Origin of the sequence: Deferribacter desulfuricans SSM1, assembly GCF_000010985.1 — a bacterium.
GTDB lineage: Bacteria > Chrysiogenota > Deferribacteres > Deferribacterales > Deferribacteraceae > Deferribacter > Deferribacter desulfuricans.
Map to the genome: position 1 here is coordinate 2,093,100 of NC_013939.1, position 18,138 is coordinate 2,111,237.

The 18,138-nt window shown below is 33.9% G+C and carries 16 protein-coding genes, 1 tRNA gene and 1 riboswitch; of the genes, 4 read left to right on the forward strand and 13 right to left on the reverse strand.

Annotated features, from left to right (window positions below; translation table 11 throughout):
* Window positions 1-45: 45 nt before the first annotated feature.
* Window positions 46-248: riboswitch (cobalamin riboswitch) on the reverse strand.
* Window positions 249-295: 47 nt separating this feature from the next.
* Together DEFDS_RS10395 and DEFDS_RS10400 are read left to right on the forward strand one after the other, a co-directional pair.
* Entirely contained in the window at window positions 296-1,147 is an 852-nt protein-coding gene (locus tag DEFDS_RS10395; RefSeq protein WP_013008756.1) for an ABC transporter ATP-binding protein, read from the forward strand.
* A complete protein-coding gene (locus tag DEFDS_RS10400; RefSeq protein ID WP_013008757.1) occupies window positions 1,144-1,884 on the forward strand; it encodes an ABC transporter permease in 741 nt (246 codons plus the stop codon). The genes DEFDS_RS10395 and DEFDS_RS10400 overlap by 4 nt, the downstream gene beginning before the upstream one ends.
* A gap of 353 nt (window positions 1,885-2,237) precedes the next feature.
* Here DEFDS_RS10400 and DEFDS_RS10405 read toward each other — a convergent pair.
* From DEFDS_RS10405 to DEFDS_RS10435, 7 genes are all read right to left on the reverse strand, one after another.
* A tRNA-Ala gene (locus tag DEFDS_RS10405) sits at window positions 2,238-2,310 on the reverse strand.
* Between the two features lie 40 nt (window positions 2,311-2,350).
* Complete coding sequence (locus DEFDS_RS10410; protein WP_013008758.1) at window positions 2,351-3,307, reverse strand: ABC transporter ATP-binding protein; 957 nt, start codon at window positions 3,305-3,307, stop codon at window positions 2,351-2,353.
* Complete coding sequence (locus DEFDS_RS10415; RefSeq protein WP_013008759.1) at window positions 3,307-4,281, reverse strand: ABC transporter ATP-binding protein; 975 nt, start codon at window positions 4,279-4,281, stop codon at window positions 3,307-3,309. The genes DEFDS_RS10410 and DEFDS_RS10415 overlap by 1 nt, the downstream gene beginning before the upstream one ends.
* Window positions 4,282-5,148, reverse strand: a complete 867-nt coding sequence (locus DEFDS_RS10420) for an ABC transporter permease (RefSeq protein ID WP_013008760.1) — start codon at window positions 5,146-5,148, stop codon at window positions 4,282-4,284.
* The gene (locus tag DEFDS_RS10425) at window positions 5,148-6,152 is read right to left on the reverse strand and encodes an ABC transporter permease (protein ID WP_013008761.1); all 1,005 of its coding nucleotides are present in this window, start codon (window positions 6,150-6,152) and stop codon (window positions 5,148-5,150) included. Before DEFDS_RS10425 ends, DEFDS_RS10420 begins: the two co-directional genes overlap by 1 nt.
* Before the next feature lie 121 nt (window positions 6,153-6,273).
* Window positions 6,274-7,875, reverse strand: a complete 1,602-nt coding sequence (locus DEFDS_RS10430) for an ABC transporter substrate-binding protein (RefSeq protein WP_013008762.1) — start codon at window positions 7,873-7,875, stop codon at window positions 6,274-6,276.
* A gap of 136 nt (window positions 7,876-8,011) precedes the next feature.
* On the reverse strand, window positions 8,012-9,733 hold the full coding sequence (locus DEFDS_RS10435) for a proline--tRNA ligase (protein ID WP_013008763.1): 1,722 nt from the start codon (window positions 9,731-9,733) through the stop codon (window positions 8,012-8,014).
* A gap of 513 nt (window positions 9,734-10,246) precedes the next feature.
* Here DEFDS_RS10435 and DEFDS_RS10440 point away from each other — a divergent pair.
* On the forward strand, window positions 10,247-10,783 hold the full coding sequence (locus tag DEFDS_RS10440) for a TRAP transporter small permease subunit (protein ID WP_013008764.1): 537 nt from the start codon (window positions 10,247-10,249) through the stop codon (window positions 10,781-10,783).
* Window positions 10,776-12,095 carry a TRAP transporter large permease gene (locus DEFDS_RS10445; RefSeq protein WP_013008765.1) on the forward strand — a complete coding sequence of 440 codons (1,320 nt, stop codon included), beginning with the start codon at window positions 10,776-10,778 and terminating at the stop codon, window positions 12,093-12,095. The genes DEFDS_RS10440 and DEFDS_RS10445 overlap by 8 nt, the downstream gene beginning before the upstream one ends.
* 31 nt (window positions 12,096-12,126) lie before the next feature.
* On the opposite strand, the gene DEFDS_RS10450 is transcribed toward DEFDS_RS10445, so the two are convergent.
* The 6 genes from DEFDS_RS10450 to DEFDS_RS10475 form a co-directional block, all read right to left on the reverse strand.
* Entirely contained in the window at window positions 12,127-13,623 is a 1,497-nt protein-coding gene (locus DEFDS_RS10450) for a leucyl aminopeptidase family protein (RefSeq protein WP_013008766.1), read from the reverse strand.
* The gene (locus DEFDS_RS10455; RefSeq protein WP_013008767.1) at window positions 13,620-14,453 is read right to left on the reverse strand and encodes a hypothetical protein; all 834 of its coding nucleotides are present in this window, start codon (window positions 14,451-14,453) and stop codon (window positions 13,620-13,622) included. The genes DEFDS_RS10450 and DEFDS_RS10455 overlap by 4 nt, the downstream gene beginning before the upstream one ends.
* 85 nt (window positions 14,454-14,538) lie before the next feature.
* Window positions 14,539-16,185 (reverse strand): acyl-CoA synthetase, encoded by a 1,647-nt coding sequence (locus tag DEFDS_RS10460; RefSeq protein ID WP_013008768.1) that lies wholly within the window; start codon window positions 16,183-16,185, stop codon window positions 14,539-14,541.
* Window positions 16,175-17,086 carry a methylmalonyl Co-A mutase-associated GTPase MeaB gene (meaB, locus tag DEFDS_RS10465; protein ID WP_013008769.1) on the reverse strand — a complete coding sequence of 304 codons (912 nt, stop codon included), beginning with the start codon at window positions 17,084-17,086 and terminating at the stop codon, window positions 16,175-16,177. Before meaB ends, DEFDS_RS10460 begins: the two co-directional genes overlap by 11 nt.
* A 1-nt stretch (window position 17,087) precedes the next feature.
* Window positions 17,088-17,729 (reverse strand): enoyl-CoA hydratase-related protein, encoded by a 642-nt coding sequence (locus DEFDS_RS10470; RefSeq protein ID WP_013008770.1) that lies wholly within the window; start codon window positions 17,727-17,729, stop codon window positions 17,088-17,090.
* The gene (locus DEFDS_RS10475) at window positions 17,726-18,130 is read right to left on the reverse strand and encodes a cobalamin B12-binding domain-containing protein (RefSeq protein WP_013008771.1); all 405 of its coding nucleotides are present in this window, start codon (window positions 18,128-18,130) and stop codon (window positions 17,726-17,728) included. The genes DEFDS_RS10470 and DEFDS_RS10475 overlap by 4 nt, the downstream gene beginning before the upstream one ends.
* Between the last annotated feature and the right edge of the window lie 8 nt (window positions 18,131-18,138).

Consider the following 18,138-nt stretch of genomic DNA (forward strand, 5'->3'; position numbering starts at 1 on the left):
CAAATTTCTCTAACGCACTCCGGTCCCAATACCCGGGGACACTTACACCCATAATTTGGGTGAGGCACAGGTCTTCTGGCTCGCCTTCATCCTACTCGCCCGCCTTCCCACCAAGCACCTAAATATATAAAATGCCTGGCAGTGGCTTAATGGGCTTTCGTCCAGCTCACAGCTGCGGGTACAGCGCCGGATTTTCACCGGACTTCCCTTGTGCCTAATAAACCAATACCCGAATAAAAAATTTTTTTCAACAAATTCCTTGAAAATTAGAATTGTTTTAATTATCTTCATAAAAATGCAAATAAAAGTTATTGATCTCAAAAAAAAATATGGAAACATAACAGCCTTAAAAAATATCACTTTTACAATTGAAGATAAAACTATTACTGCACTTCTTGGACCAAACGGAGCAGGTAAAACCACGACAATCAATATATTAACAGGTTTACTCAAACCTGATGAAGGGGAAATATTTTATGGCGATTTTAGTTTTCAAACTAATAGCAAAAAAATTAAAAGTATAATAGGTGTAGTTCCCCAGCATAATAATATAGATAGAGATTTAACAGTTTACCAAAATTTGTTAGTTCACGCTATCTTATTTGGACTTAAGAAAAATGAAATTAAAAACAGAATTGAAGAAATCTTGCATTTTACTGGATTGATTAATCATAAAAATAAAAAGGCTGGGAAATTATCGGGTGGAATGAAAAGGCGTCTTGTCATAGGAAGGGCTATTTTGCATAGACCAAAAATTTTATTTTTAGATGAACCTACTGTTGGGCTTGATCCTGCAACGAGAAGACATATTTGGGACTTTGTAAAAAACATAAATAAAAATTTTGGATGTACTGTGGTGTTAACAACACATTATATTGAAGAGGCTGAGCTCTTATCAGATTATGTTTACTTTATTGATAAAGGTGAAATTATAAAATATGGTGAGCCGGAAAAATTAAAAAGTGAAATGGGTAAATATGTTTTAGAAATATTTAGTGGAGGAAAAACAATAGAAGAATATTTTGAATCAAAAACCGAGGCAATAGAAAGATTGAAGCAACATGAAGATGTTGATTTGGCAAAAATTAGAGATGTCAATCTTGAAGACGTCTATTTAAAATTAACTGGGAGAAAAATAGATATATGATAAATGGGTTTTATGGTGTATATTTGAGAGAATTATTGGTTTTAAAATCAAGGTTTTGGAAAGTAATATTATCCAGTGCCATTTCTCCACTTTTATTTTTACTGGCTTTTGGGTATGGAGTAGGAAGGAATTCAGAGATAAACGGCTTTAGTTATTTGTCATTTTTGCTGCCTGGTTTAATTACTATGAGTTCTATGAATCAAGCCTATAGTATTTCAACTGAAATTAACATTTCAAGATTTTATTTCAAAGTATTTGATGAATTTTTACTTGCTCCAATTCCCAAGTGGCAAATTATATTGGGAGAAGTTTTTTATGGTATTACTAAAGGATTAATACCAGTTTTTATTGTTATCTTTTATAGCCTTATAATAGGGGTTAAATTAAGCATAAATTTTTATTTTTTTATATCATTAATAATACATTTAATTGCATTTTCTTTACTTGGTTTTATTATTGCATTAGTTGTAAAAAACCATGGAGACCAATTTAGTTTCAATACATTTATAATAACTCCTATGATTTTTTTGTCGGGAACATTTTATCCAGTGGATAAGATGCCATCTATTATAAAATATATTGCACATATTTTCCCTTTAACATATTCTACGAAACTAATAAGAAGTTCTTTACTTTTAAAAACTATCTCTTTAAGTAATTTTTATATTTTATTATTTATAATAATTATTCTCTGTTTTCTAGCAAATATAATAGTGAATAAAATAGAAACAACGTAAAATTTATTCTAAGATTAAGATATTGGAAGCATCAAAAGCCTTCTCCTACTAAAAAAAACAGTATCAAGTCCTAACTTAAAAAAAAAGCATGTGCATCTTATAGAACAGCCAAATTTTCTAAAACTAATAATATTTAATAGCAGGAATTTCACCTAATTTTGTTGCACAACAAATGGGACATTCTGGTGTGAGAACTTTATTTGAGAAATATGCAAAATTTATTAAAGAAAATGACCACAAAGAAGCTGAAAAACTATCAAAATATCTATCTTTAAAAAATCAAACTGTCAGAAAACTGTTAGAAACTAAAAATCTAGACAACCAACCAATTGATAATATTATAAATATCTTAATGGAGCGGAGGGGAGTCGAACCCCCAACCCCTACAATGCCATTGTAGTGCTCTCCCAGCTGAGCTACCGCCCCATATCTTTTTCTTTATAAAAATTAATTTGATTTAGCAAGATTATTTTTGAAAAGGGCAGGCTGTAAAATGTGTTTCAGAAACCTTTATTAACTCACCAGAGATTTCTTGGCACTCACTTTTTGCAAATGGGCATCTGGTATAAAATCTGCACCCCTTTGGGGGATTGATAGGGCTTGGAATTTCACCACTTAAAATTGTCCTATGCTCCTTCTTTTTACCTATCTCTGGAACTGCATCAAGTAAAGCTTTTGTATATGGATGCAAAGGATTGTTAAAAATATCGTCCACCGTACCTTTTTCCATTACTTTTCCAAGATACATAACAATTATTCTATCTGAAATATGTCTTACAACACCAAGATCGTGTGATATAAAAAGATATGTTAATTTGAACTCATTTTGTAAATCTATCAAAAGGTTTAAAACCTGAGATTGAATACTTACATCAAGAGCGCTCACCGGCTCATCACACACTATTAGCTCAGGATTTAATGTTAAAGCCCTAGCTATCCCTATCCTTTGTCTTTGACCACCTGAAAATTGATGTGGATACCTGTAATAATGCTCAGGTAGCAATCCAACTTTTTCCATCAAATAAAACACTCTATCTTCAATCTCTTTTTTTGATAAATCAGTATTTAACACCAATGGTTCGGCTATAATATCACCCACTCGCCATCTTGGATTTAAAGAAGAATATGGATCTTGAAAAATAATCTGAACACTTTTTCTAAACTCTTTTAGCTCTTTTATACTTTTTTTAGCAATATCTTCATCTCTAAAAAGTATCCTCCCATCCGTAGGATCTTCAATCCTTAAAATTAATTTCCCTGTTGTAGATTTTCCACACCCTGATTCACCAACGACACTTAAAGTTTCCCCTTTACTTATTACAAAGGATACATCATCAACAGCTTTTAAAATTGCCTTTTTATTAAGACCACCTTTTTTAACTTCGTAATATTTTTTTAAATTTTCTACTCTCAACAATTCCATTAGTACAACCCTTCAGCCTTAAAGCACGCTACAAAATGTCCAGGTTCTATTTCCTTTAGCTCTGGTCTTTTCTCTTTGCACATTTTTGTTGCACAAGGACATCTTGGCCAAAATGTACAACCTCTAGGCAAATCGTATAAGCTTGGAACATTACCTTTTATAGAGTAAAGTTTTGTTTTTCTATCCCCAGATGTCGTTGATGGGATAGATTTAATCAAACCTTCGGTATAAGGGTGAAACGGTTTATCAAATATTTTCTCTTTTGAGGCTTTTTCCACAACAAAGCCTGTATACATTACAGCCACATCATCGGCCATCTCATAAACAACACCAAGGTCATGTGTTATAAAAAGTATAGATGTATTCTTTTTTCTCTGTAACTCTTTCATCAAGCTTAAAACCTGAGCTTGAATTGTCACATCAAGCGCAGTAGTAGGCTCATCCGCTATCAATAACTCTGGCTCACAGGCCATAGCCATTGCAATCATTACCCTTTGCCTGAGCCCACCACTCAATTTAAACGGATAATCTTTCAATCTATCCTCTGCTGATGGTATCCCCACCAACTCTAAAGATTCTACAGCTTTTTTATGAATCTCCTTTTTGCTTAAATGTGGCTGATGTATTTTCAAAACCTCTTTAATCTGATAACCCACTGTATAAGAAGGGTTAAGGGAAGTCATAGGCTCTTGAAAAATCATAGATATCTGCTTCCCTCTAATCTGCCTCATCTGTTTTTCTGAAAGCTCTACAAGGTTTACCCCATCTAATATTATTTCCCCTTCTGCAATCTTCCCAGGTTTATCAATCAATCTCATAATAGACATGGATGTTATACTTTTACCGCTACCTGATTCACCCACAAGACATAAGGTCTTACCATGATCTATATCAAAACTCACACCATTTACTGCTGTTATAACCCCTTTATCAGTCTCAAAGATTGTTTTTAAATTTCTTACACTAAGTAGCATCTACCTATCCTTCTGTTTTGGATCTAATACATCCATCAAACCATCACCCACAAGGTTAAATCCAAGAACAGCCATAAAAATAGCAAGCCCAGGAAAAGTAATCATCCATGGAGCTCTCATTATATACTGCAAAGAATCTGAAAGCATTGCTCCCCATTCTGGAGTTGGTGGCTGAGCACCAAGCCCCAAGAAACTTAATCCTGCTGCCTCTAAAACTGCCGAAGCAAACCCCATAGTCGATTGAACAATAATTGGAGCCATACAGTTTGGTAAAATAACTTTGAATATCAACCTCAAATCTGACGACCCATTTATCCTTGAGGCTACCACATACTCTTTCTCTTTTTCTTGTAATACAGAAGCTCTTACAATCCTTGCATAAGAAGGGATACCCACCACACCAATTGCTATCATTGCATTATAAAGACTTGGCCCAAGCATGGATACAATAACTATTGCAAGTAAAATTGCAGGGATAGAAAACATTATATCAACAATCCTCATTATGACTGCATCAACCTTTTTACCATAATATCCCGCTACAGAACCCATGATTAAGCCAAAAAATAGTGAAATACCAACTGATATCACACCAATCATCAATGATATTCTTGCACCGTAAACTATTCTCGAAAACAGATCTCTTCCAAAATCATCAGTACCTAGAATATGAGGCCACTTACCCGCCTCTTCCCAAATTGGTGGGATTAACCTCATTCTTAAATCTTGAGCAGTTGGATCAAAAGGAGCAATTATCGGTGCAAATACTGCTAAAAGAATCAAAATTGATACAAGTACCAATCCAAATAAAGCTGATTTATTTTTTTTAAATCTTAAAACATATTCTTTAAAAAGCGATTCCTTCATCAATCAAGCCTTACCTTTGGATTTATAAAAGCATAAATAATGTCCACTATCAAATTAATAACAACAAAAATAACAGCAATTATCAATGTCGCACATTGAACGACAGGGAAATCTCTCTGATAAACAGCATTTACAAGCCATTTTCCAATACCTGGCCAGCTAAAAGTTGTCTCTGTAAGGATCGCACCAGCCAACAAAGTACCAAACATCAAGCCAACAATGGTTACCACAGGTATTGCAGCATTTCTAAACGCATGTATCATAATAACTCTAAATGACGAGCACCCCTTTGCTTTTGCAGTTTTTATATAATCCTCTTTTAACACATCAAGCATACTAGATCTTGTCATTCTGGCAATAAGTGCCATAGGGATTGTACCCAGAGCAAACCCAGGTAGGATTAAGTGCTTTAAAGCATCCCAAAACGCTTCATAATCTTTTGCTATCAAAGCATCTATCAAATAAAAGCCAGTAACTTTATCTATGTAATATTCATAGGACAACCTACCTGATACTGGGAGCCATCCAAGCTTTACTGCAAAAAAGTAGATAAGCAGCAAACCTAACCAAAACACAGGCATAGAAACACCTGCAAGAGAACCCACCATACTTGTATAATCAAATATTGAATACCTTTTTACTGAAGCTATAATACCTGCAAATATCCCTATTATTATTGCAAAAAGCATACTAACTACTGTCAACTCAACAGTAGCAGGGAATCTATCCCAAAATTCCACAATTACATCTTGCCTACTCTTAATAGACTTTCCAAAATCCCCTTTGACAGCTTTTTTAACAAAAATGAGATACTGAACATACAACGGTTTATCCAAACCCAAATCTTTTCTAAGCTTTTCAACAGATTCTTTACTTGCATGCTCACCAAGCATAACAAGAGCAGGATCGCCAGGTGCAAGATGAACCATAGCAAAAACAAGTATCGAAACACCAAATATTGTAGGAATTGTCCAAAGTAGCCTTTTAAGTATATAAACAAGCATGTTTATCCCTTTTAAACTAAAAGCGGCCTAACTATAGCTTAGAAAACCTAAATGTCAAGGATTTTTACTAAAAATATTGTTTATTAATACTAAAATGGGAGGCTTATGCCTCCCATAATAATTACTTTTCAAGCCAAACTTTATGAAATCTTCTTTTACCTACTGGATCAAGTTTAAATCCCATTACATTCTTTCTCATTGGCTCAACAACTATAGAGTGAGCAATTGGAACCCATGGTACATCTTTATGAAATACTTCCTGTGCTTTTCTGTAAAGCTCAGCTCTTTTCTCTTTATCTGTGATAACTTTTGCTTCTTCTACCAATTTATCAAACTCTTTACTTTTATAAAACGCAATATTCTGTGCAGGTTTTACCGCAGCCTTTGAACTAAGTAATACATAAAGGAAGTTATCAGGATCACCATTATCACCAGTCCAACCAAGAAGAGCCATAGAATGCTCACCATATTTAGTTTTTTGTAAATATGTACCCCAATCATAAGATACGATTTTTGCCTTTATCCCCACTTTTGCAAGGTCAGCCTGAATAGCCTCAGCTACTTTTCTACCGTTTGGCATATATGGCCTTGGCACAGGCATAGCCCATATATCTGTTTCAAAACCGTTTGGATAACCAGCTTTTTTTAGCAACTCTTTCGCTTTTGCAGGGTTATATTCATAATCTTTAATATCATCATTGTAAGACCACATTGTTGGTGGAATAGGGTTCTTAGCTGGAACACCAAAACCCGCATAAACAGCTTTTACTATCTCTTTTTTATTGATTGCATAATAAATCGCTTTTCTAACAAGAGGGTTATCAAAAGGTTTCTTTTCTGTATTCATTGCAAGATAACCTACATTTAACCCTTCCTGTTTAACAATCTTTATATTTGGATTTTTCTCCAAATCAGCAACCTCTTCAGGATTTGGGAAATCCATTATATGGATCTGCCCTGTTTTAAGCTCTGCAGCTCTAACAGAGTTGTTTGGAATAACTTTCAATATCAATCTATCGATATAAGGCCTTCCTGCCCAATACTCTTTATTTGCTTTAAAGATGATTCTGTCATCTTTTATCCATTTTACAAATACAAAAGGCCCTGTACCAACAGGAAATCTACCGATATCTTCAGGATGACCTTCTTTCAAGAGTTTATCAGCATACTTTTTACAAAGGATAGAAGCAAAATCCATTGCAAGGTTTGCTATAAAAGGTGCTTCAGGTTTTTTCAAGATAAATTTTACAGTGTATTTATCAACTTTAACAATATCTTTTACAATATTGCTCATATCCATTGCTTGCCAGTATTCAAAAGCACCACCTACCTTATGGTAAGGATGATTTGGATCCATCTGTCTCTTTAAAGAAAAGATCACATCATCAGCTGTAAACTCCACATCTTCATTAAAATATTTGGTTTTATGAAACTTAACCCCTTTTCTAAGATGAAATGTGTACTCCAACCCATCTTTACTTACTTCCCAGCTTTCTGCTAACGCTGGTTCAATCTCTGTAGTACCATATTTAAACTGTACTAAGTTGTCATAGATTTGAGTTGTTGCATAAAAAGTTTCCCCATCAGTAGCATGTGATGGGTCCATCGTAACAGAATCACCACCTCTACCAAAAACAAGAGTTCCTCCATATCTTGGAGCAGCAAACAGTAATGTTGAAAATAGTAACAACATTACGCTTACAAATAATAACAGCTTTCTCATAATTCCTCCTTTTTAGATTTTTACGAGCAACAGAATATCACAAACGATTTAAATTTCAAGAAAAATAAAATGGTGTTTAAATTATATAAATTTTGTTCAATTAAATCAAAAAAAGGGCTAAATAGCCCCTTTTTACTTAGATTCTTTTACTTCTTAAATCATCTAGCAGTTGCATAGTTTTTGCAATAGCGTCCTCTTTTTTCACTTCTACAGTCTCTTTTGTTTTTCTGATAAATATCTCCACATTCCCCTTAGCAAGTGCCTTTGCACCCACATTTATTCTAAGTGGATAACCCACCAAATCAGCATCGTTAAATTTCACTCCTGCTCTTTCATCTCTATCATCTATTAACACATCCACATTATTATTCTTAAGTTTTAGATATAAAGTTTCAGAAAGATTAACAACATCTTCAGAATTTGTATTGATAGGAACAATAACAACTTCAAATGGTGCAATTTGAACAGGCCAGATTATCCCCTTTTCATCGTGATTTTGCTCAATTGCAGCTGCTGCCGTCCTACCAATCCCTATACCGTAACAACCCATTACCATAAGCTTTTGCTTGCCATCTTTATCCAAATAATACGCATTCATTGCTTTTGAATATTTTGTCCCAAGTTTGAATATATGCCCTACTTCAATTCCTTTAGTAATTTTATATTCCCCTTTTTTACATCTTGCACATTTATCCCCTGGAACAGCATTTCTAAAATCACCAAATCCATCAACCTCAAAATCTCTTCCAAGGTTTGAATTTATCTGATGTTTATCTTTTTCGTTTACACCCAACACAAAATTTTTCATATATTTAATTTCATAATCTGCATAGACAGGGATGTCCAAACCTTTTGGTCCAGAAAATCCAACAGGGCCGCCTGTTATCCTCAAGATATCTTCCTCATCAGCAAATTCCACATAAGGCAAATCAAAGAAATTTTTTACTTTAGCAAGGTTAAGCTCTCTATCACCTCTAATGAGTATTGCAAAAAATTTATCTTCTGATTTCAAAATAAGAGTCTTAACATGTTTATGTGGAGGGATACCCAAATAATCAGCCACATCCACAACTTTTTTAATATTCTTAGTTGTCACAATTTCTGGCTCTTTCAAAGGCTCATCTGATACCACACCTTCATCAAGGATTGGAGCCTTTTCAATATTTGCAGCGAAATCACAATTTGTACAACTAATTACAAAATCCTCTCCTGTATCAGCAGTTACCATAAACTCATGGGAAAAATTACCACCAATAGCCCCTGAATCTGCTTCAACCACTACATACTCAAGACCACACGCCTCAAAAATCTTACAGTAAGCTTCATACATGAGCATATAGCTTTTTTCCGCTCCCTCATCATCCACATCAAAGGAGTATGCATCCTTCATAATAAACTCTCTACCCCTCATTAAACCGAATCTTGGTCTCACTTCATCTCTGAATTTTGTCTGAATCTGATAAAGGTTTAAAGGCAACTGCTTATATGATTTCACTTCATTTCTTACAATATCTGTCACTACCTCCTCATGAGTAGGGCCAATGCAAAAATCTCTGTCATGCCTATCTTTGAGTCTCAACAGCTCTTTTCCATAAACATTCCATCTACCACTTTCTATCCACAACTCAGCAGGAACAACCGCAGGCATCAACAGCTCTATTGCCCCTGCTTCATTCATATACTTTCTGACAATATTTTCCACCTTCTTTATAACTTTTAACCCTGCTGGCAAGTAGTTATATATACCAGCTGCAACTTTTCTTATCATACCAGCTCTAAGCATAAATTTATGACTTACAACCTCGGCTTCGCTCGGATCCTCTCTTAAAGTGGGTAAAAAATATTGACTTAATCTCATTTTATTGCCCCCTAAATTTTTTGGCTACTTTAACAAATTATATTCCCTTTTTCAATTGTTATTAACTACCAGACTTAAAGACTTGCACAGTACAAGTTAAATAATTTTTAAGATTGCTTCACTAATGCAAACATTGACAGCATTCTGTAGGCTTGGCAAAGCAATGTAATTTATCTAAGCAATCTCTTAATTATAACAATTTGAGGTTGTTGCACAATGGAACAATTTTCTGATATCACTATAGTTTTGAGATTGCTTCGGCAGCTTACACTGCCTCGCAATGACCCAAAATTGCTGTCTTTGCGAGCGTTAGCGAAGCAATCTGAGGTGTTTAAGCAATTATTATTGTGCAACACCCTCAATTTAAAAATGTTTTACTATTAGGCTTAGGCTTTAACTTTTATATCAACAACCTTAATTAACTTTATTTAGTAATATTTAACTTGTTATTATACTTGACTTAATAAGGAAAAAGGCATATATGCTTTTCAAAACATAGTCAAGGAGGTTAACTTGAAGTTAATGGCCAAAATAATGAAGTTAATCGACACCTTCAATGAAAAATTTGGATTATTAGTTACATGGCTTTCTACTTTGATGGTTTTGGTTGTTTGTTATGATGTTACCACTAGATATCTCTTTAATAAAAGTTCTGTTGCTGTTCAAGAGCTTGAATGGCACTTATTCGGTTTTCTATTCCTACTTGGAGCAGCATACACATTAAAGCATGATAGGCATGTAAGAGTTGATGTTATTTATGACAAACTCAGTGAAAAGAAGAAAGCATTGATCGATATTATAGGGACAATATTTTTTCTTATCCCTTTTTCCCTTTTAGTTATCTACACTTCAAAGAATTTTGTTATCAATTCATTTCTTATTAAAGAAGGATCTCCAAACCCTGGTGGTCTCCCCTATAGGTTTATACTCAAAAGTGCAATACCTGTTGGTTTCTTTTTAGTTTTATTGCAGGGGATTTCTATGCTTATAAAAAACTTCTTCATATTAACAGACAAACAAGAATACCTCAAAGGAGCTGACAATGACTGAAGCTATGCCACTAATCCTATTTATAACAGTTTTCGGATTATTACTTTTAGGTTATCCTGTTGCCTTTACTTTAGGAGGTGTATCCCTTTTCTTTGGTCTTGCAACTTTTGGATTGGATTTCTTCAATCTTCTTCCTCTTCGTATTTGGGGTAGAATTACCAACGTAGTGCTGATTGCTGTGCCACTTTTTGTATATATGGGTGTTATGTTAGAAAAATCAGGTTTGGCAGAAGAATTATTGGAAACAATGGCATTGCTATTTGGTAAATTACGTGGGGGACTTGCTATATCTGTTGTAGTAGTTGGTGCTTTACTTGCAGCTTCAACTGGTATTGTGGGTGCAACAGTAGTTACTATGGGTCTTTTAAGTTTACCTACTATGCTTAAAAGAAATTATTCCCCTGAACTTGCCACTGGTACAATTTCCGCATCAGGGACATTAGGACAGATTATTCCACCTAGTATTGTGCTTGTTTTGCTTGGCTCAATTCTCAATGTGGACATCGGTTCTATGTTTATAGGAGCAGTTGTGCCAGGCCTTATGCTTGTTGTCCTTTACATCGTATATATAGTTGGTATGGCTATTTTCAAACCAGAAAGTTGCCCTGCAATGCCAAAAGAAGAGCTCGATGCATTTAGAAAAGAAGGGATGTATAAAAGGATTATTACTGCGTTTTTACTTCCATTCTTATTAATTTTGGCAGTTCTTGGTTCAATATTTGCAGGTATTGCTTCTCCAACAGAAGCAGCTGCAGTGGGTGCATTTTTTGCAACTGTTTTAACTGCTGCAAAAGGGAAGTTTAATTACAATACATTAAAATCTGTTATGATTGAAACTACATACCTCACATGTATGGTTTTTATCCTTTTAGTTGGTGCTACTGCATTTGGTCTAGTATTTAGAGGTATGGGTGGTGATACCTACATTAGAGACTTGGTTATTGGTGCAAATCTCTCTAAAGGGATGTTTACATTCTTAGTAATGTTTGTAGTATTTATTGCTGGTTTCTTTATAGATTTTATAGAAATTACTTTTATACTTGTGCCAGTTGTTGCACCAATTTTTGAACACTTTGGTGTTGACTTGCTCTGGCTCGGAATTTTATTTGCAGTAAACCTTCAAACATCATTTTTAACACCACCTTTTGGGTTCTCCTTATTCTACTTAAAAGGTGTAGCACCTCCAGAAGTTACTACAATGCATATTTACAAAGGTATTATACCATATATAATAATACAATTAATAGTTTTGGCTATGGTAGCTTTTTGGCCAGAGTCAGTTCTTTGGTTACCAAAAATTATTAGCTACTAATAATAAAAAAAAGGGGGGATAACCCCCTTTTTTATTTTTTCTCTATATAAAACTTTTTAATAAAGCTATAAATCAATCTTAACCCGAAACCTGTCGCACCTTTACCAAAAATAGGGTGTTTTTCTTCTACATATGCAGTTCCTGCTATATCTAAATGAATCCATGGATAGTTATCAACAAACTCTTGAAGAAATAAAGCTGCAATTATGGAGCCTGCTTCACCCCTTTTCTTAGCAATATTTATCAAATCAGAAATATCGCCTTTTATCCTATCTTTATACTCTTCATATAACGGCAATTCCCATATATCTTCACAAAGGTCATAAGACAAATCAGAGATATTCTTAGCAAGAAACTTCCTGTTTGAAAAAAGTCCTGCACAATACGAACCAAGTGCCACAACACAAGCTCCTGTCAAAGTAGCCATATCTATTATTATTTCTGGATCAGTCTTTGTGGCTTCATAAAGAGCATCCGCTAAAATAAGTCTCCCTTCAGCATCTGTATTTAATATTTCCACTGTTTTACCTGATTTTGATTTTATAATATCACCTGGTTTATATGACTCATGACTAATAATATTTTCCACAAGCGGAATGTATGCATATACATTTATCTTTTCATTTAAATCATGAAGTGTCTTAATAATACCAAAAACTGTTGCAGCACCAGCCATATCAGTTTTCATAGTTTCTATATGCCCTGTAGGTTTTAAATTCATACCCCCAGAATCAAATGTGACCCCTTTACCAACCAATGCCACATTTTCTTCACTTTCAGGATCCCCTTTATACTCTGCCTTAACCATGCAAGGCTTATTTACGCCACCTTTACCCACTGCTACAATCAATCCAAAACCTTCCTCTTGAAGTGTATCATAATCAAATATAGTAACTTTTAATTTATCACTTTCATATTTTTTAATAAAATCAGCAAATATTTGAGGTGTCAAATCTGCATGAGGCAAATTTACCAAATCTCTAACCATATTGACGTTATTAAAAATAATATCCAATTTCCCCATTTCCTCATCAAAAACTTTCTTTGTTTTGTTGCTGTTTGTAATAATTTCTATTTCTTCTAATTCATACTCACTCTTTTTGCTTTTATACCTATCAAATTCGTATAATCCAAAGTAAATACCTTCGATAAACGATTTTGTATAATTAAAATCTTTCCTCTCATTATATATATCTTCAATGGAAAGGACGGAGAATGTATAAATCTTATCTTTTTTTAAGATATCAGCAAATTTACTCCCCAACTTCATATAATCTCTATATTCTTCAGGTTCTTTTGGTATATTAATCAAGTATACTTTTTTAATCTTTTTGTTAATTTCGATATAAAAACTTTTAATTTCATTGTCTTCAAAGTAGAAAAAATCAGAATTTAATATCTTTTTTATTTCATCTTCTACCCTTTTACCTGTTAAAGCTTTTAAATTTTCAATATTTTTATAAACAGGAATAACAATAGCCTCTTTTTTACTACCTAAAGCAATCTTTTTTCTGCAAACTATTTTCATTGCGCATCTCCTTTCATCATAAAGGTGTTTATATTTAATTTTCTATCCACCGGTTTATACATCTTAATGTCATTAAATTCAAGATTCATCCCATCCTTTAAAATTCCGTCATGAATTGCCCAACTTCTCCCCCAAACACTATTCCAATAACTTTTTTTTCTAAATATATTTTTATCATCCAACAGCTTGTACAATATTCCATCTGGATAAAACCCATTATCAATGTCTATCATTAGTTTTTTACCATCGATATAACCAAACCCTTTCCTTTCATAAAATATTGCGCTTGCATAACCTAAAGGATCTGTTTCTATTAAATGCTTATCGGTTAGCTTACAAAATCTTTCTAAAATAGTTAAAACTTCATCAAATAATTTTAACCCTCTCCTTGTTTGATGAGGATATAAACCGGCCTGTAATGCTTTTATCTCCTCTTCGATATTCCTTTTTGCAGTAGCGAAATAATTTCTATGGCCAAATTTATCATAATATACATCGAAAAATGGAGCATTAGGGTCACAGATTACAATAAGAGATAATTCCAACTGATAATAAATAGTGTCAGCAAGTTCTAACAAAAATACCCAGTCTTTTTGTTTTTTATCAGTTTTAATTTCGATTTTTACAAAATCAGTACCGGGCTCACAGAAAATCTTTAAAAAATATTTGTTTTTCAAAGTATCATAATCTTTAACATTTAATATCTGATATAACTTTTCAGGGATAAAATAAGAGTAAATTTTCTCTTTAATATCAAAAGGCAATTTATTAATATCACTTAGATAATGAACTTCATGCTTTTCTAAAAAATCACCTAACTCATCACCCATTTATCAATTAATGACCTCACTTATAATAAAAATCATCTGGCATAGAGTATCAACTTTAATACTCTATGCCGCAAAACAATCAATCTTATTTATTATTTTTGAGTTTGCGCTCCTCTTCCATTTTTCTGAGCTCAACTCTTCTAATTTTACCGCTTACAGTCTTAGGCAACTCTTTCACAAATTCTACTTCTCTTGGATATTTATAAGGTGCTGTTTCTCTTTTCACATGTTCTTGAATATCTTTAACTAACTCATCAGATGGCTCAAAACCCGGCTTTAAAACTATAAAAGCCTTAACAATAGTTCCTCTTATCTTATCTGGAGAGCCAACAACTGCACTTTCTGCAACAGCTGGATGTGACTGTAAAGCACTTTCCACTTCAAAAGGCCCAATCCTATAACCACTTGCTTTAATAACATCATCTGCTCTACCAACAAACCAGAAATAGCCATCTTCATCTTTATAAGCCTTATCACCAGTAAAATACCAATCACCTCTAAAGGCTTCTTTTGTGGCCTCTTCATTTTTATAATACCCTTTAAAAACACCTATTGGGTGCTCAGGTTTTACCTTGATTGCTATATGCCCCACCTCTCCAACTGGTACAGGGTTACCATCATCATCAACTACATCCACATGAAAACCTGGAGTAGGTTTCCCCATTGAACCAGGCTTTATTCTCAAACATGGAAAGTTTGCAATAGTATTTACCGTTTCTGTCTGACCATAACCATCGTAAATCGTTGTCCCTGTGTACTCTCTCCATATTCTAATCACATCTGGGTTTAAAGGTTCTCCAGCACTAATAGAATGTCTTAGCTGGCTAAAATCATACTTTTTTAAATCTTGTAAAATAAGCATCCTATATGCAGTAGGTGGTGCACAAAATGTTGTAACACCATATTTTTCCATAATATATAAATGTTTTTCAGGATCAAATTTATCGGCTGCATTGTGCATTAATACAGTTGTTCCTATTATCCACTGACCAAACATTTTACCCCATACTGCTTTACCCCAGCCAGTATCACTCAAAGTCCAGTGCAAATCCTTTGGTGTCAAGTCTTGCCAAAATTTAGCGGTAATAAGATGTGCTAAAGCATATGAGTGCTCATGCATAACCATCTTTGGAAATTTTGTAGTTCCACTTGTAAAATATATTATCAATGGATCAGTGCTCTTAGTAGGCTCCACCTCTTCTCTACTTAATTTATCTGATGCTTTTGACATCAATCCATCAAAATCTTCCCAATCCTCATATTTGCCACCAACAACAATTTTTTGCTGCAATGAAGGTAACTCAAGCCCTTCAAATTTTTCTATCCCATCAATATGTACCACAGCACCTTTTGCCTCAGCAGCATCTATCCTGTATTTTATGTCTTTAGGTTGTAATATCTTTGGTGCAGGCATCGGTATTACACCCATCTTAAAACAACCAAGCATCACGGAATACCAATCTGGAATTCTTGGCACCATTACATAAAGTTTATCCCCTTTCTTAAACCCTTTAGCTCTTAAAACATTTGCAAATTTATTGGACATTTTCATAAGGTCATAAAATGTATATTTGTGGTGAGTATCACCATCTGTATCAACCCAAATAAGTGCTAATTTACTCCTATCCTCCGCCCATTTATCAATCACATCAAATCCAAAATTGTAATACACAGGCACATCAATTTTAAAGTTTTTTACAGTTTCTTCATAATTTTCCATATTATGAGCCATTATTACCTCCAATCTCAATTGTATTTAATATATTTTTCTTTACAATCTTATAAGGATCTTTAATATTTTGCAAGTATTCTAAGAATTTATCATATGTAAGCAATTTCTTTTCTATATGCTCTAAAAGATACTGTTTCCCTATATAGTATAATCTATCAAAATGTTTAGATGGTACAGATTCTCTATGTTTTTGAATAAAACCGATTAACTCACTCACCCCTTCACCTTTCGTTGCCACTGTTTTTACGACAGGAGGTTTCCACCCCTCTTTAAGAGATAACTCTATCATCAACTCTAAATCCCTAACAGTTCTAATAGCTTCATCTTTATCAGCTTTATTCACCACAAAAATATCCCCTATTTCTAAAATACCAGCTTTAATTGCCTGAATATCATCACCAAGTCCTGGGACACTAACTACTAAACATGTATCAGCCACATAAGCTATATCCACTTCATCCTGACCAACCCCCACAGTCTCTATTATTACAATGTCGTATCCCGCTGCATCAAAAACCATAGCTATCTCAACGGCTGAGCTAGATAATCCACCTAAATGCCCTCTTGTTGCAACACTTCTAATAAAAACATTCTCATCATTTGCATGATCAAGCATTCTTATTCTATCACCAAGAATTGCTCCATGAGAAAATGGGCTTGTAGGATCAATTGCTACGACAGCAACCTTTTTATCAAGTTTTCTATAATGTTTTATAATTTCATTGGTCAATGTTGATTTGCCTGCACCGGGTGAACCCGTAATCCCTATGAAGTGCGCATTACCACATTTATCTAACAGTCTGCTTACTTCTTCTTCATAACCTGATACCCTATCATCTACAAACCTGATAAGTCTTGCTAAAGCTCTTCTATCCCCTTCCAAAACCTTTTCATAAAGCATATTATCTTCCTTTGTTAACCATCTGTTTTAAATAGTAAATATGCACCCTGTTTTTATTTATAATTTTCCTCACGAAATTATCCACATTTTGCCTTAAATCATCTTTGTCTTCGCAAATACCAAATAAAAAACCACCTCTATACATAAAATCTGCATCAAACAGATCACCTGTAATAAATAATTTTTGATAATAACTCTGTTTCATTACACGAGGTATTCTCTGTGTACCACCAAAACCCGTAATTATCCCCAGTTTTGACCCTGGATGTGCAAACTTACTCCTTTTTGTAGCAAATCTAAAATCAGCTGCAGCAGCAAAATCTACTCCACCACCCATACAAAAACCATCTATTTCCGCAATTACTACCTGTGGAATATCTTGCAACAGATTAAATAAACGATTCCCAAGAATAGAGAACCCTTTTGCATCAAAACCAGAATATCCAAGCATTGTGCGAATATTTGCACCTACAGCAAAAGAACCACCTTCTCCAAATATCCTTAAAACCTTTGCCGGTGAATCAATTAGGTGTTTTATACTATTTATTATTTCCTTAATAGTATGTGTATTTAAAATATTAAATTTTTCTTCAGGTTTTAAGGTTAAATAAGCAACTTCATTTTCAACACTTAATTCTATCATGCTGCATTTTTCGGTTTAACATTTTCTTCTATAAATTTTATGATTTCAGATGTTGGAGTCCCTGGGGTAAAAATCTTTTTAACCCCTTTAGATAACAAAAATGGTATATCGTCCTCAGGTATCACTCCACCACCAAATACCACAATATCTTCTGCACCTTTCTCTTTCAACAATTGAACAATTTTTGGAAAAACTGTGTTGTGAGCACCTGATAAAATACTTATGCCGATAGCATCCACATCTTCTTGTATTGCAGTATTTACGATAGCTTCAGGTGTTTGTCTCAACCCCGTATAAATAACTTCATAACCAGCGTCTCTAAGTGCTCTTGCAACAACTTTTGCCCCTCTATCATGCCCATCTAAACCGGGTTTTGCTATTAAAATTCTAATTTTACTCATTGCATCCT